This window comes from Kaistia sp. MMO-174, assembly GCF_037147815.1.
GTDB lineage: Bacteria > Pseudomonadota > Alphaproteobacteria > Rhizobiales > Kaistiaceae > Kaistia > Kaistia nematophila.
Genome location: NZ_JBBCUO010000002.1, coordinates 1,073,426 through 1,087,839, shown reverse-complemented (window position 1 = coordinate 1,087,839; position 14,414 = coordinate 1,073,426). Strand labels below are relative to the sequence as shown.

The following is a 14,414-nucleotide window of genomic DNA, read 5'->3' as shown; positions in this document are numbered from 1 at the left end:
GATATCGTTATGTGTGTTGCTTGTTACGTGGATGCGGCGACGAAAGACAAGATCATCGCCTACAACGCCGAGTTCCATAAGGTAACGAAGAGTCCCTTCGGCAAGAACGACCAGATCGGCATGCTAAACCTGATCGACGGCGAGTCGCGCTCGGCGATCCTGAGCCGGGCCGACGCCAGCAAGGTCTTCGATCTCTCTGTCGATCATTTCATCGGCATGCCGGGCTGGTTCGGCGCCGGCGACCAGCCCTACCAGATCTGGATGACGCATACGCCGGCCGGCGAGATCGTCGACGACAGCATGAAGAAGGGTCTCGAGGCGAACCAGCTGGTTGCCTATTCCGGCGACGGCATCTCGATGTACACCCATTGCGGCACGCATATCGATACGCTGAACCACTTCGGCTACAACGGTAAGATCTTCAACGAATTCAGCGCCAAGGACCATCTCGGCAGCCGCAACTGGAATGTCGCGGGCCCGGAACTGCATCCGCCGATCTTTGCACGCGGCGTGCTGCTCGATGTCGCGGCGCTGCATGGTGTCGATGTCCTGCCGCCGAGCCACGCGATTGGCGAGGCCGATCTGAAGGGCTGCCTGGCGCACCAGAACATCAAGCTGAACCTTGGTGACGTCGTGCTGATCCGGACCGGCCAGATGCGGCTCTGGCCGGACATGGCGTTCGTCTCCAACACGCCGGGCATCAACCGCGAGGGCGCGGAATTCCTGGCGAAGAACGGCGCCATCATGGTCGGCGCCGACAATCTGACCGTCGAGCAGACGCCGACGCCCGATCCGCTCAACTTCTTCCCGGTCCACACCTACCTGCTGGCCGAGGCGGGCGTGCCACTGCTCGAGATGGTCAATCTCGAGGAGATGTCGCAGGAGCGCTGCTACGAGTTTGCCTTCTTCGGCGCCTGCATCAAGCTGCGCGGCGCCACGGGCGCGCCGATGCGCCCGGTGGCGATGCCGCTGTCGCACTGAACGATCGCGGCCCGCGCCCTTGGGCGCGGCCGCCTCCGAACCAACACCGCATCCAGAACCGGCAGCGGCCCGCAAGGCCGCCGCCGCGAAGGGAAACTGCGTCCGCAGAGACGTGGCCTTCGCAAGGACGTCGAATGCAGGGAACACAGGCCATGTCACCATTGCTGCAGTTGCACGCCGTCGAAAAGGGCTTCGGCGGATCCCCCGTGCTGAAGGGCATCAACCTGGCGCTCCGCGGCGACAGCTACATCTCGCTGCTGGGGCCGAGCGGTTCCGGCAAGACGACGCTCCTGCGCGTCATCGCCGGCTTCGACGAGCCGGATCGCGGCGACGTCATCCTCGATGGCAAGCGTATCGACGACGTGCCAACCTACCAGCGCAACATCGGCTTCGTGTTCCAGAACTTCGCGCTGTTTCCGCATCTGAGCGTGGCGCGCAATATCGGCTTCGGGCTGGAAAACCGCGCCATCGGCGCGATGCCGGCGGCCGAGCGGCGCGACCGGGTCGCCGCCATGATCGAGCTGGTCGGCCTCACGGGCCTCGAGGAGCGCGGCATCGCGCAGATCTCGGGCGGCCAGCGCCAGCGCGTCGCCCTGGCGCGGACGCTGGTCACCGAGCCGAAGCTGGTGCTGCTCGACGAGCCGCTCGGCGCGCTCGACGCCAACCTCCGCACCCGCATGCGCGACGAGCTGCGCGCCATCCGCGAGCGGCTCGGCGTCACCTTCCTGCATGTGACCGGCAGCGAGACCGAGGCGCTCGCCATGGGCGATACGGTCATCGTGCTCGCCAACGGGCGCATCGCCCAGGCCGACGCGCCCGACACGGTCTATAGTCAGCCCGCCAGCGCCGAGATCGCGCGCTTCCTCAATTGCTACAACATCTTTTCCGGCACGCGCGACGGCGGCGACTTCGTCGGCCCGGCCGGCCGCTTCGCCATTTCCGCCGCCTCCGTCCGCGCGGCGGAATCGGCGCCCGCCTATGCCATTCGCCAGGACAAGATCGCCGTGAGGCCGGACGGGGCAGGGGCGGGCGACGGCGAGGAGAGCGTCGGCGGCACCTTCATCGCCAGCGAATATTCGGGTGCCGCGGTGCTCTCCTTCTTCGCCCTCGACGACGGCCGCGTGATCGAGGTCGAGGACCATCTCAGCCTTCGCGAGGCGCCGGCCTATGCCGAGAAGCAGCGCTACCGCCTGACCTGGCAGACGCGCGACGCGCTGGTGTTCGCGTGAGCGCGCCGTTGGACAAGGGACAGCCTTCCATGACGATGACCACCACCGCCGCTGCCGCCGAAGTCCCGGCCGCCAAATCCACCAGCCGCCGGAAGAGCAACCGCACGGCCTACTGGCTGATCGCGCCCGGCGCGCTCTGGATGCTGCTTTTCCTCGTGCTGCCGATCGCGATGATCCTCTACGTCTCGTTCTGGACGCAGACGACCTTCGCCATCCAGCCCATTCTGACGACGAAAAGCTGGACCACCTTCTTCTCCAGCGACACCTATCTCTCGGCGCTCTGGACGACTGTGCGGATCTGGCTGACCGTGCTGTTCGCCACCATCCTGGTCGGTTATCCGGCCGGCCTTTTCGTCGGCCTTTTCGTCAAGAACAAGACGCTGCAAACGGTGCTGCTGACGCTCTGCGTCATCCCGTTCTGGACCTCGTTCCTGATCCGCGTGCTGGCCTGGCGGCCGATGCTCGGCAAGGAAGGCGCGATCAACATCGTGCTGCAGTGGCTGGGCATCACCAGCGCGCCGATCGATGCGCTGCTGTTCTCGGAGCTCTCGGTCGTCATCGGCATGACGCAGATCTACTGTGTGTTCATGGTCGGCCCGATCGCCTTCATGCTCGGCCGCATCGACCCCAACATCATCGAGGCGGCGCGCGATCTCGGCGCCGGCTTCGGTCGCATCTTCCGCACCATCATCCTGCCGCTGTCGCTGCCCGGTGTCGTCGTCGGTTCGATCTTCGTCTCGGTCATGGTGCTGGGCGAATTCGCGACCTCGGCCGCCCTTTCGGGCCGCAAGGTCAACCTGCTCGGCAACATCATCGTGACCCAGGTCGGATCGCTGAAATGGGCCTTCGCCTCCGTCATCGGCGTGGTGCTGACCCTCATCATCGGCGTCGTCGTGGCGGGCCTGCTGCGCGTCGTCAACCTGCGCAAGGAGCTCTGAGCGATCATGCAGTCGACCTTCGTGAAGCCCGCGCTCGGCGTCTACACCGTCCTGTTCCTGACCTTCCTCTATGCGCCGATGGTGGTGCTGGCCATCATCTCCTTCCAGACGGGACCGGAAGGCGGGCCGCAGTTTCCCATCGTCGAGTGGTCGACCTACTGGTACCGCCACCTGCTCGGCCTGGTGCCGCCGAGCCGCATCGCGCCGCTGCCGGTCGGCTCCGGCCTGCTGCGCTCGCTGGTCCTCGCCTTCATGACCATGGTCGTCTCGACCACGCTCGGCGTCATGTCGGCCCAGGCCTTCCGCAGCCGCTTCAAGGGCTCGGGCGTCGTCTTCTACCTGATCGTGCTCGGCATGATGGTGCCCGGCCTGCTTGTCGGCCTCGGCATGTCGCTGGTCTCCAACGTGCTCGGCATCGACCGCCACTGGTGGGGCACCGCCTTCGTGCTGCACGTCGTCTACACCTATCCCTTCGCCTTCCTGGTGATGCTGGCGATCTTCAACCGCTTCGATCAGAGCGTCGAGGAAGCGTCCTGGTCGCTCGGCGTGTCGCCGGTGCGCACCTTCCGCAAGGTGACGTTCCCGCTGATCTTCCCGGGCGTGCTGTCGGCGATGATGTTCGCCTTCACGCTCAGCTACGACGAGTTCTCGCGCACGCTGTTTGCCTCCGGCCGCGACCTGACGCTGCCGCTCGCGATCTACGGCACGTTCTCCGTCGAGATCCATCCCAACATCTTCGCCTTCGGCGTCCTGACGACCCTGTTCTCCTTCGCGCTGCTGAGCGTCTACGGCGTGCTGATGGGGCTGTCCGTGCGGCGCGCCAAGCAGGTTGCGATCCAGGAGGAGGCGGCCTGACCCGCCTCCATGCGAACTAGCGAGGAGGTGGCCTGATCCGCCTCCGTCTTTCCAGTGTTCCGGCTCCGCCGCCTGACGGACGCCGGTCAGAACAAAAGCAGCAGGCATAACCAGACCGAGGTGAAGCATGAACAAACAGATGGAGATGACGCGTCGCTTCCTGCTCAAGGGTGCGGGCGCAATGGCGGTTGCGGCGGGCAGCGTGCCGTTCGCCTCGGCCTCGCGGGCCTTCGCGGCGGAGAGCGCGCTGGCGAACGAAAGCCTGCGCACGATCGGCCTGTCGGTCACGGTGCAGGAACGCATCCTGGCCGATTTCAAGACGGCGTCCGGCGTCGGCTCGGTTTCGGGCACGGCTTCGACCCATCCCGACGCGCAGACCAAGATCCTTTCCGGATCGGCCGACTATGATTGCTGGGAAACCAATGTCGAGCGGCTTCCCGCCGTCGTCATGACCAACAATGTCGAGGCCGTGCCGGTCAGCTCGCTGAAGAACTGGGCCAATATCCGCGACACCTTCACCAAGCCGGACGCCAAGTGGGCGCCGAACGCGCAGATCACCGGCCAGATCTGGGCCGATGAAGGCCAGACCAAGCTCTGGCTGGTGCCCGCCGTCTACAACTACGACTCGGTCGGCTACAATCCCGAGGTCGTTTCCGATGAGGAAGCCAACAGCTGGACGGCGCTGTTCGACCCGAAGTGGAAGGGCAAGTCCGGCCTCAACACCGATCCGCTGACCGCGTTCGGCCAGGTCTTCATGGCCATGAACACGCTCGGCCTCTCCGACGTGAAGAACCCGGCGAACCCCTCGCAGGCCGAAATCGACGAGGCGATCAAGTTCCTGATCGCCAAGAAGAAGGATGGCCAGTTCCGCGCGCTCTGGGGCGATTTCGGCGAGCTCGTCAACCTGCTCGCCTCGGGCGAAATGGTCGTCTGCGACGCCTGGCAGCCGGCGGTCATGGCCGTCAAGGCGCAGGGCAAGGCCTGCCGCTACGCCGTGCCGAAGGAAGGCTATCGCGGCTGGGCCATCGGCCCGGCCATGCTCGCCTCCTCGCCCAACAAGGAAGCCGTCGCCGCCTATGCCGACTACTGGCTGTCGGGTCCTCCGGGCATCGCCGTTTCGGAGCAGGGCTACTACTCGCCCTCGACCAACCTGAAGCAGTTCATGTCGCCGGAGAAGTATGCCTTCTGGTACGAGGGCAAGCCCTGGGTCGGCGCGCCCGAGCGCGGCATCAAGGAGGGAGACCTGCGCGACGGCGGCTCGCTGGAGCAGCGCGCGGCCAATGTCGCCTACTGGCACCAGTGGCCGGAAGAATATGACCACATCGTCCAGAAGTGGGACGAGTTCCTCAGCGCCTGACGGCGAGAGCACGCTGGAGCGGCGTCCCGTGACGCCGCTCCTCCAACCGAATGCGCGACGCGCCTCGCGCTCGGCAGCAGGAGAATCCCGTGGGCTACGATCTCGAACTCATCAATCTCGGCAAGACCTATGACGATGGCACCACCGCCGTCGCCAATTTCGACCTGTCGGTGACCAAGGGCGAGTTCATCGCCTTTCTCGGGCCGTCGGGCTGCGGGAAGACGACGACGCTCCGCATGATCGCGGGCTTCGAGTCCATCACCTCCGGCGACATCCGCATTCGTGGCCAGCGCGTCAACGACCTGCCGCCGGAGCGCCGCCCGACCTCGACGATCTTCCAGAGCTACGCCCTGTTCCCGCACATGACCGTCCGTCGCAATATCGGCTACGGGCTCGAGGTGAAGGGCATGGCCAAGGCCGAGCGCGACGCCAAGGTCGAGCGCATGATCGCCAATCTCGGGCTGGAAGACATTGCCGACCGCCGCCCGGACAAGCTTTCCGGCGGCCAGCGCCAGCGCATCGCGCTCGCCCGCGGCCTCGTCGTCGAGCCCGACATCCTGCTGCTCGACGAGCCGCTCGGTGCGCTCGACGCCAATCTGCGCAAGTCGATCCAGAACGAGCTGAAGCTGCTGCAGCGCGAGCTCGGCGTCACCTTCGTCTTCGTCACCCACGCCCAGTCCGAGGCGCTGTCGCTCTCCGACCGGATCGTCGTGATGAATCGCGGTCGCGTCGAGCAGATCAGCCGGCCGCACGAGCTCTATACCCGGCCCAACACCGCCTTCGTGGCGCAGTTCATCGGCCGCAACACGATCTTCGAAGGCGTCATCGGCCAGGTCGAGGGCGAGCATGTCGCCGTCGATACGCCGATCGGCCGGCTGGTCGGCGTTGCCAATGGCGCGGTCGCCGGCGGCTCCAGCGCCAAGGTCGTCATTCCGGCCGAGGCGATCGACCTCAAGGTGCCGGTCGCCGGCGAGACGCCGCCGCGCAACGCCATCGCCGCCCGGATCACCCGCAGCCACCGCGTCGGCAATGTCCGCCGCCTCGCCGTGGTGCTGCCGGACGAGCGCACCGTCGTGCTCGAGGCGCATGTCGACAAATACCCTGATGACACGTTCGCCGACGGTCGCGACCTCGTTTTGACCTGGCTGCCCGACCGGGCCACCGTGATCGCGGCCTGAGCCGGCGGCAGGGAAGGGAGACATCATGACGGATACGGTTCTCGTCACCGGCGCGGCCGGGCTGGTGGGGCGCGCGCTGCTGCGCCAGCTGACCGCCGCCGGCCGGCCCGTTCTCGCCATCGACCGCGTCGCGACCCGCATTTCCGGCGTCGACGTCGTCGCCATCGACCTGACCGAGACGCACGCGCTGCATGCTTTGGCGGGCCGGCAGAAGCTTGCCGGCATCCTGCATTGCGGCGCGATCTCCGGCCCGATGGTCGGCAAGGAGAAGCCTTTCTCCATCGTCGAGACCAACATCGTCGGCACGGCCAACATGCTGGAGCTGGCGCGCATCCACGGCGTCCCGCGCTTCGTCTATTGCTCGTCGGCGAGCGTCTATGGCTCGACCGGCGGCGCGCCGATCGACGCCGCGACACCGCCGCAGCCCTCGACGGTCTATGGCGCCAGCAAGGTGGCGAGCGAGCAACTGGTCAACGCCTATGCGCGCGAGCATGGCGTTTCCGGCGTCAGCCTGCGGCTTTCGTGGATCTACGGGCCCGAGCGCAGCACGTCCTGCATCCTGCGCCGGATGATCGCGGCAGGCCTAGCCGACGAGGCGCTCGACCTGCCGTTCGGTGCCGGCTTCCCGCGCCAGTACATCCATGTCGAGGATGCCGCCGCGGCGCTGATCGCCGCCCTCGACGCGCCTGCGCTGCCGCGGACCTATTACGACGTGACGGGCGGCCGGATCGACACGCTCGACCGTGTCGCCGAGCTGGTGGCCGAACAGATTCCGGGCGCGCGCATCACTTTGGGCCCGGGGCCGGACCCGCTCGACGACCATCACGGACCGATCGATATCGAGGCCGCCCGCCGTGACCTAGGCTACCGGCCCGCGATCGACCTCCCCGAAGGCATTGCCCGCTTCGTCGAGGCGATGCGCGCGGCGGGGTGAGGGGTATGGGCCGCGTTCTTGCCTCTCCCTGAGGGAGAGTGAAGCAAGGGTGGTTCAGCCACGCGTTGCGGCGCCCGCTGGATCCTCCTTCGAGGCCTCGCTGCCGCGAGGCACATCAGGATGATGGTTGAGCTTTGCAGGCCGATATTGCCAGAGCTCAGCGACCCGACATTCAGCCCTGGATCTGCCGGTGCTCGATGCTGAAGGCGCCGGGCATGACGGCGCGCATCAGCGCCTCGACGAAGAAGTAATCGCCGAACAGCACCGCCGACTGCACGCCGATCTGGTGCGGCATCGAATAGCAGGCCTTGGTCAAGAGGCCGCGATGGGCGGGGTCGCGGGCGAGATAGTCGTGGCAGAGGCCGGTCAGGAGCCGGTCCGCCTCGCCCTGCCACCTGGCGCGCTCGGCCTCGTCGCGATGAAGGCGAGCGAGATCGATCAGGCCGGCCGCCATGATCGCGCTGGCGGACGAATCCTTCGCCGCGCCGGGCGCGGTGTCGTTGAAATCCCATGGCGGCACGATGTCGTCGCCCAGCTGTTGCAGCCACCTGTCGGCGATGACGCCGCCGCGCGCCAGATACTGGCCATCGCCGGTGGCGCCCGCGGTTGCCGCCAGGCCGTAGACGGACCAGCCGGTGCCGCGCGACCAGGACGATTCATCGTGCTGGCCCTGATAGGTGTAGCCGCGCAGCCTTTCGCCGCTCGTCGTGTCGTATTCGACCGCGTGATAGAGCGTCAGGTCGGGGCGGGTGAAGGCGCGGTCGGTCATGCGGGCATGCGCCTCGGCCGCGAGCAGGAAGCTCGCATCGCCGCTCTCGGTCGCCGCCCAGTAGAGCAGGGGGATGTTCGCCATCGTGTCGATCGCCGAGCTGGCGCGGCCGCGCGGATCGCTCATCGGCCCCCAGGACGAGATGTAGGCGCCCTTTCGCGTCACGACGAGGCGGTCGCGCAGGCGGGCGGCGGCGCGCAGCGCGATGTCGCGATACCGGCGCTCGCCGGTGATGCGGTAGAATGGCATCGCGGAACTCAGGAAGATGAAGCCGATATCGTGCGTATTGCCGTCCTCGGCGCGCTGTTCGACCAGCAGCATCCGCTCGCGCGCCAGCGTCAGGAATTTCTCGTCGCGCGTGTGCAGGTAGGCGGCGAGCAGCAGGCCGACCCAGAAGCCGCAGAACCAGTTGCCATGGCTCCAGTTGGCGCCGGTATAGCCGGCCGAGACCGAGGCCGGCATGGTCTGCCAGGCGCCGTCCGGGGCGGTGACATAGGGAAACTCGACGCCGATCGTCCGCTCGTCCTCGATGAGCTTTGCGGCAAGAAGGTCGAGAGCCTTGTGATAGGGCGCAGTCGACATCGGGCAGGGTCCTCCGGTTATGTCGCGGTGTCCAAGCCGGCGCGGAAGTGCCGGGCTTGCCTCCTCAGGGCCGCTTTGTCATCCTGTATCAGAAAACGTTTTCAGAATTGAAGCGCGTTTTTTCATCTTGCCCGATTTGGAGTTCTCATCTTGCAGATACCGGCCCCCCTGATCGCAATCGCGCGCCCGTCCGAGCATGTGCTTCAGGTCAGCCTGAACCGGCCGGCCCAGCGCAACGCGCTGAGCAACGCCCTGCTGCAGGAACTCGCCGACGCGCTGACGGCGGCGTCGCTCGACGACACGGTGCGCTGCGTCGTGCTGGCCGGCGGTCCCTCCCTGTTTTCGGCCGGCGCCGACATCAAGGAAATGCAGCGCGACGGCTTCGCGGCGATCGACAATCCCGCCCGTATCGCCGCCTGGCGGGTGGTCGAAGGGTTCCGCAAGCCGATCGTCGTGGCGATCGAGGGGATCGCCTATGGCGGCGGGCATGAACTGGCGATGCTGGGCGATATCGCCATCGCCGGCGCCAGCGCCCGCTTTGCCCAGCCGGAGATCAATATCGGCATCCTGCCCGGCGACGGCGCGACGCAGAGGTTGGCGAGAACGGTCGGCAAGTCCTTGACGATGCGGATGGTTCTGACCGGCGAACCGATCTCGGCCGAGGCGGCGCTGCAGGCGGGGCTGATTGCCGAGATCTGCCCGGACGGCGAGGCGGTGGCGCGCGCGCTCGCCGTGGCCGAAACGATCGCGGCCAAGGCGCCGATGGCGGCGCGCCTCGCCAAGGAGGCGGTGCTGGCCGCCTATGAGACGCCGCTTGCCATGGGCCTCGCGGTCGAGCGCGGCGCCATCCGGCATGCCTTCACCACCGAGGACCAGCGCGAGGGCATGCGGGCCTTCGTCGAGAAGCGCCCCGCGCGGTTCACGGGGCGCTAGCGGCCGCTATTCCGCGGTTTTGCCGAGTTTCGGGCGGCGGATCGCGCCAGGCAGCGGTCCGGCGGAACCGCGGATGATGAGCCGGTGCGGCAGGGTGGTGATCACGGGAATGCGCACGCCGGCCGCCGCATTGACGAGGTGATCGGCGGCGGCGCGGCCGATCTCGCTGGCCGGGACGCTGATCGTCGTCAGCGGCGGGTCGAACTGGCTCGCCAGTTCGATGTCGTCGAAGCCGGTGATAGAGATGTGCTGCGGCACCTTGAGGCCGAGCGATCGCGCCTCGGCCAGCGCGCCGATCGCCAGCGTATCGGTCGTGCACATCACCGCCGTGATCTCGGGATTCGCCTGGATCAGCTGCCGGAGGCCCTGGCGGCCGTGCTGCAGGGTCTGGCTGATGCTGATCACATGCGAATGGGGCAGGGGCACGTCGGCCTCGGCCAGCGCCGCGCGAATGCCGAGATAGCGCGACATCGAGCGGTCATTCGATTCCGGCAGGTTGGCGATGATGCCGAAATGTCGGTGACCGAACTCCAGCAGATAGCGCGCCATCGAGGCGGCGGCCCCTTCATTGTCGATGCCGATCGCCTGCACCGCATCGCGCGCCGTGGCCACGTAGGTGGTGAGGTAGGGGACGCCGTGCTGGCGAATTAGCTGATGGGTTTCAGGGAGTTGCGCGTCGCCGACCAGAGCGAGCCCGTCGACGCCATGCTCCAGCAGGCTTGCGACTTCCTGCAGTTCGCGGCGCGCTTCATATTGCGAATTGGCGATCAGCAGCGTGTAGCCATGCTCGCTCAGCCGGTTCTGCATTGCCTCGACGCCTTCGGCGAAGATGCTGATGCCGAGCGTGGGTACGACGACGCCGAGGGTGCGGGTGCGGCGCGACTTCAACGCCCGGCCGGCGCTGTCGCGGGTATAGGCGAGCGCCGTCACGGCGCGACCGACACGCTCGCGCAGTTCGGGGCTGACGATCTCCGGGTGGTTGAGGACGCGCGACACCGTTGCAGGCGAAACGCCGGCTTTCCGGGCGACGTCGCCGAGTTTCACCTTGCTGTCCGATCGTGTTGTCGTCGGCGCGCTGCTCTTATTCTTGGTCATGGACGTTGAACACGGCTTTGGGCAGCCGAACGACCGCCACGGAGCGAATGGCGGCACTATCGTCGAATTGGGTGTCCGGGTCCATCACCGCAACCGAACGCAGCCCGCTTCGCAATTGTCCAAAAAAGGCGCTTGACCTGCTGAAGCTCGCGCGCCAATCTGAAAACGATTTCAGAAGGCGGCGAGGCGCGCATTCCGGCTCGTCGGCGCGCTGCGATCCAGTCGTTTCCGCGACGCCCTGGCGCGTGGATTGCGGCTGCCTGGGAGCGAGTGTTCCGCGTGATCGGGGAGATCGGCGGAGAAGGACGGCCGGGGTGCCGGCGTCCGATGTCCCCGGCGGCAAGGCGGTTGAGGAGCCGTCCGTCGTCCGGGGTTCGACCAACAGGAATGAAGGCAGGGTGTCCGGCGGCTGCGCTGTCCGGCAAAGGGCCGTGCTGTGTCCGCAGCGCGGCGAGAAGGCGCAAGGGCGCCGATTTTACTGCGGAGGGAACGCATGAGAATTCTAAGCCGATCGGTGGCCAGGGTGCTGCTGCTGGCGTCGTCGCTGACCGCGCTGTCGGCGGTTGGCGCGCGCGCCGAGACGACGCTCAATCTCTGCTACATGAACCATCCGGTGATCGCGGCGAACGTCACGATCCTGGAGAAATGGGCCAAGGAGCAGGGCGTCACGCTCAACAAGACGCCGGTTTCCTATTCGGTCTACCTGCCGAAGATCACGCAGATGCTGAGCGCCGGCGCGACCGACCAGTGCGACATCATCTGGAACAATGACGACTGGGGCCAGGACCTCGAGGGCTATCTCGCCTCCGTCGAGGACGTGACCGAGGTCCGCAACGTCGCCGAGGGCCAGCTCGAGCCGTTCCACAACAAGGAAGGCCAGACGACGGCGGTGCCGATCGTCACCACGGCCGGAATCTTCTTCTACCGCACCGACCTCGTGCCCGAGGACCAGGTGCCGAAGACCTGGGACGAGCTGGTCGCCGTCAGCAAGAAGCTGCAGGAAGAAGACAAGGTCCGCTGGGGCTATGTCGGCGGCATGTCCTACACCAACACGTTCTTCAGCTTCTGGTGGACGCTCTGGAACAACAATTGCGACATCTACGAGCCGCTCTACGAGCGCGACAACGTCAAGATGGGCGAGGCGGGCTGGAAGCCGATGACGGCGTCGGCCTGCCAGAAGGAAACCGCTGAATTCTGGTGGGATGCACTGCATGCCAACAAGATCAGCCCGCCCGGCATGACCACCTATTCGCGCGATGAGGCCAACGCCATCTTCCAGGCGGGCGACGCGGCCTTCACGGTCGCCGACACCACCTTCCTCGGCAACTTCAACAATCCCGACAAGTCGAAGATCGCCGGCAAGGTCGGCATCGCCAGCTTCCCGCAGGGCCCCAACAGCAGCGGCCACCGCAACTGGATCGACATCTGGGGCTGGTCGATCCCCAAGGTGATCGATGCCGAGAAGCAGGCGGCGGCCAAGAAGCTGCTCGGCGCCATGATGACCGACGTCGACGGCCAGATCGAGCAGTGGAACCTGACCGGCGGCCCGCCGCCGAACACCAAGGTCTGGAAGGTTCTCGATGAAAAGGATCCGAACTGGGTCAAGATGAGCAAGATCCTGTTCGACTCCGCCCATGTCCATGACGCCTATTACTTCCGCAACTGGGCGGCGACCCACAAGGTCTATTCGGACGTCATGATCAAGGCGATGAAGGGTAGCCGAGAGGATATCCAGGCCACGCTGGAAGCCGGCGTCCAGCCGATCCATGACGGCGCACCGAAGTAAGCCGATGAAACGGGTCGCGGCGAAAACGTCACGCCTCGGCGAGAGGGAGCGATTCATGCTCCTTCTCGTCGCCCCCGCAGCGCTGGTGCTCGTCTGTTTCCAGATCATCCCGATCTTCATCGGCATGAATGCGAGCTTCCGCGACTGGTCCCTTGTGAACCCCGCCAAGACCTGGATTGGCCTCAAGCACTACAAGGACGTCCTCAGCGATCCGGTCTTCCTCCATACCGTGCTGCCGAACACCTTCCTGCTGATGGTGTCCTCGGTCGTGCTGTCGCTGGCGTCCGGCCTCGGCCTGGCGCTGCTCCTGAACAAGCCGTTTCTCGGCCGGCCCATCGTCCGCACCGTGATCCTGCTGCCCCTGACGGTGGCGCCGGTGATCACGGCGACGATGATCCGCTGGTCGTTCAACGACCAGTTCGGCGTCATCACCACGCTGCTGAACGTGCTGGGCTTTCCGGAAGTCGGCTGGCTCTCGGACAAGTGGCCGAGCTTCTCGCTCATCATCCTGACCGATGTCTGGATCTGGGCGCCCTGGTTCACGATCATCATCCTCGCCGCGCTGCAGGGGCTGCCCAAGGAGCCGTTCGAGGCGGCGCAGATCGACGCGTCCGGTCCCTGGAAGACCTTCACGCACATCACGCTGCCGATGCTGAAGCCGGTGATCATCGTCTGCGTGCTGATCCGCTCGATCGACGCCTTCCGCACCTTCGACCAGGTCTGGATCCTGACCGGCGGCGGGCCGGCGCGCGAAACCGAGGTGTTCAGCGTCTACGCCTATGTCGAGGCCTTCGTGCATCTCGACTACGGCAAGGGCGCCGCGGCCGCCGGCCTGGGCGCGCTGATCATGCTCGTCGTCGGCATCGGCCTCTACAAGCTCGTCAACCGCCTGATGGAGGTTTCCCGATGACCGTCGAAACCTTCCCGACCCCGATCGTCGCGCCGGGTCCGACCCTGTTCGAGCGCTTCGCGCCCGGCGCCTGGCGGGTCTTCCTGGTCCTCATCGTCGTCGCCGTCCTGCTGATCTTCATCGGCCCGGTGGCGATCCTGATGGTGACCTCGATCCGACCGCCGTCCGGCATCTACTACATCTGGCGCGGCAGCGAATTCACGCTGCAGAACTATGTCGAGGTGCTGCAGCAGCCGCAGATCCTGCATGCGATGTTCAACAGCTTCGTCATGGCGACGCTGGCGACCGTCGTTTCGCTCGGCGTTACCGTCGGCAGTGGCTACATGCTGTCGCGCGTCACCGGCCGCATCCAAAAGACGTGGTTCGCGACGATCTACGTGTTCCGCACGGTGCCCTACATCTCCTTCGTGCTGCCGCTCTATCTCGTCACCACGAATTTGCGGATCTACGACACCTATCTCGGCCTTCTGCTGCCGCACATCGCCGTGCATGTCTGCTTCTTCTCGTGGCTGATGAAGGGATTCTTCGACAGCATCAATCCGTCGATGGAGCATGCTGCGCTGATCGATGGCTGCACCCGCTGGGGCGCGTTCCGCCGGGTGGCGCTGCCGTCGGCCATGCCGGGCATCGCGGCGCTGTCGATCCTGTCCTGGCTGTGGACCTGGAACGAGTTCCTGTTCGCGCTCATCCTGACCGGCCAGCGCACGCCGATGATCACCTCGACCATGGCCCAGTTCGTCACCGAGACCGGGACGGAATGGAACCTGATGAGCGCGACCGCCGTGCTGGCGATGCTGCCGGCGCTGCTGGTGACGATCTTCGGTCAGAAATACGTCATTCGCGGCCTGCGGATGTAATTCCCTCAGC

At 66.2% G+C, this 14,414-nt stretch carries 13 protein-coding genes; 11 read left to right on the top strand and 2 right to left on the bottom strand.

Going from position 1 to position 14,414, the window contains the following annotated elements:
• Positions 1–9: 9 nt before the first annotated feature.
• The 7 genes from WFK98_RS11045 (at position 10) to WFK98_RS11015 (ending at position 7,472) form a co-directional block, all read left to right on the top strand.
• A complete protein-coding gene (locus WFK98_RS11045; RefSeq protein ID WP_266338059.1) occupies positions 10–981 on the top strand; it encodes a cyclase family protein in 972 nt (323 codons plus the stop codon).
• Positions 982–1,133: 152 nt separating this feature from the next.
• A complete protein-coding gene (locus tag WFK98_RS11040) occupies positions 1,134–2,210 on the top strand; it encodes an ABC transporter ATP-binding protein (protein ID WP_266338058.1) in 1,077 nt (358 codons plus the stop codon).
• 29 nt (positions 2,211–2,239) lie between these two features.
• Positions 2,240–3,148 (top strand): ABC transporter permease, encoded by a 909-nt coding sequence (locus tag WFK98_RS11035; RefSeq protein ID WP_442907397.1) that lies wholly within the window; start codon positions 2,240–2,242, stop codon positions 3,146–3,148.
• 6 nt (positions 3,149–3,154) lie between these two features.
• The gene (locus WFK98_RS11030) at positions 3,155–4,003 is read left to right on the top strand and encodes an ABC transporter permease (protein WP_266338056.1); all 849 of its coding nucleotides are present in this window, start codon (positions 3,155–3,157) and stop codon (positions 4,001–4,003) included.
• Between the two features lie 127 nt (positions 4,004–4,130).
• Positions 4,131–5,360 (top strand): ABC transporter substrate-binding protein, encoded by a 1,230-nt coding sequence (locus WFK98_RS11025; RefSeq protein WP_336800245.1) that lies wholly within the window; start codon positions 4,131–4,133, stop codon positions 5,358–5,360.
• A gap of 89 nt (positions 5,361–5,449) precedes the next feature.
• Positions 5,450–6,538, top strand: a complete 1,089-nt coding sequence (locus tag WFK98_RS11020; RefSeq protein ID WP_336800244.1) for an ABC transporter ATP-binding protein — start codon at positions 5,450–5,452, stop codon at positions 6,536–6,538.
• A gap of 25 nt (positions 6,539–6,563) precedes the next feature.
• Positions 6,564–7,472 carry an NAD-dependent epimerase/dehydratase family protein gene (locus WFK98_RS11015; protein ID WP_336800243.1) on the top strand — a complete coding sequence of 303 codons (909 nt, stop codon included), beginning with the start codon at positions 6,564–6,566 and terminating at the stop codon, positions 7,470–7,472.
• Positions 7,473–7,644: 172 nt separating this feature from the next.
• Here WFK98_RS11015 and WFK98_RS11010 read toward each other — a convergent pair whose 3' ends face one another.
• A complete protein-coding gene (locus WFK98_RS11010; RefSeq protein WP_336800242.1) occupies positions 7,645–8,823 on the bottom strand; it encodes a glycoside hydrolase family 88 protein in 1,179 nt (392 codons plus the stop codon).
• Positions 8,824–8,973: 150 nt separating this feature from the next.
• Here WFK98_RS11010 and WFK98_RS11005 point away from each other — a divergent pair, with 150 nt between their 5' ends.
• Positions 8,974–9,756 carry an enoyl-CoA hydratase-related protein gene (locus WFK98_RS11005; protein WP_336800241.1) on the top strand — a complete coding sequence of 261 codons (783 nt, stop codon included), beginning with the start codon at positions 8,974–8,976 and terminating at the stop codon, positions 9,754–9,756.
• Between the two features lie 6 nt (positions 9,757–9,762).
• On the opposite strand, the gene WFK98_RS11000 is transcribed toward WFK98_RS11005, so the two are convergent.
• Positions 9,763–10,851: a LacI family DNA-binding transcriptional regulator gene (locus tag WFK98_RS11000; RefSeq protein WP_266338050.1), complete on the bottom strand. Its 1,089-nt coding sequence runs from the start codon at positions 10,849–10,851 to the stop codon at positions 9,763–9,765.
• A gap of 493 nt (positions 10,852–11,344) precedes the next feature.
• Between WFK98_RS11000 and WFK98_RS10995 the strand changes: the two genes are divergently transcribed.
• From WFK98_RS10995 to WFK98_RS10985, 3 genes are read left to right on the top strand one after another with little or no spacing between them, the layout of a single operon-like run.
• Positions 11,345–12,637, top strand: a complete 1,293-nt coding sequence (locus WFK98_RS10995; protein ID WP_266338049.1) for an ABC transporter substrate-binding protein — start codon at positions 11,345–11,347, stop codon at positions 12,635–12,637.
• 55 nt (positions 12,638–12,692) lie between these two features.
• A complete protein-coding gene (locus WFK98_RS10990; RefSeq protein ID WP_336800240.1) occupies positions 12,693–13,547 on the top strand; it encodes a carbohydrate ABC transporter permease in 855 nt (284 codons plus the stop codon).
• Positions 13,544–14,404 (top strand): carbohydrate ABC transporter permease, encoded by an 861-nt coding sequence (locus tag WFK98_RS10985; protein ID WP_336800239.1) that lies wholly within the window; start codon positions 13,544–13,546, stop codon positions 14,402–14,404. The genes WFK98_RS10990 and WFK98_RS10985 overlap by 4 nt, the downstream gene beginning before the upstream one ends.
• Positions 14,405–14,414 lie beyond the last annotated feature (10 nt).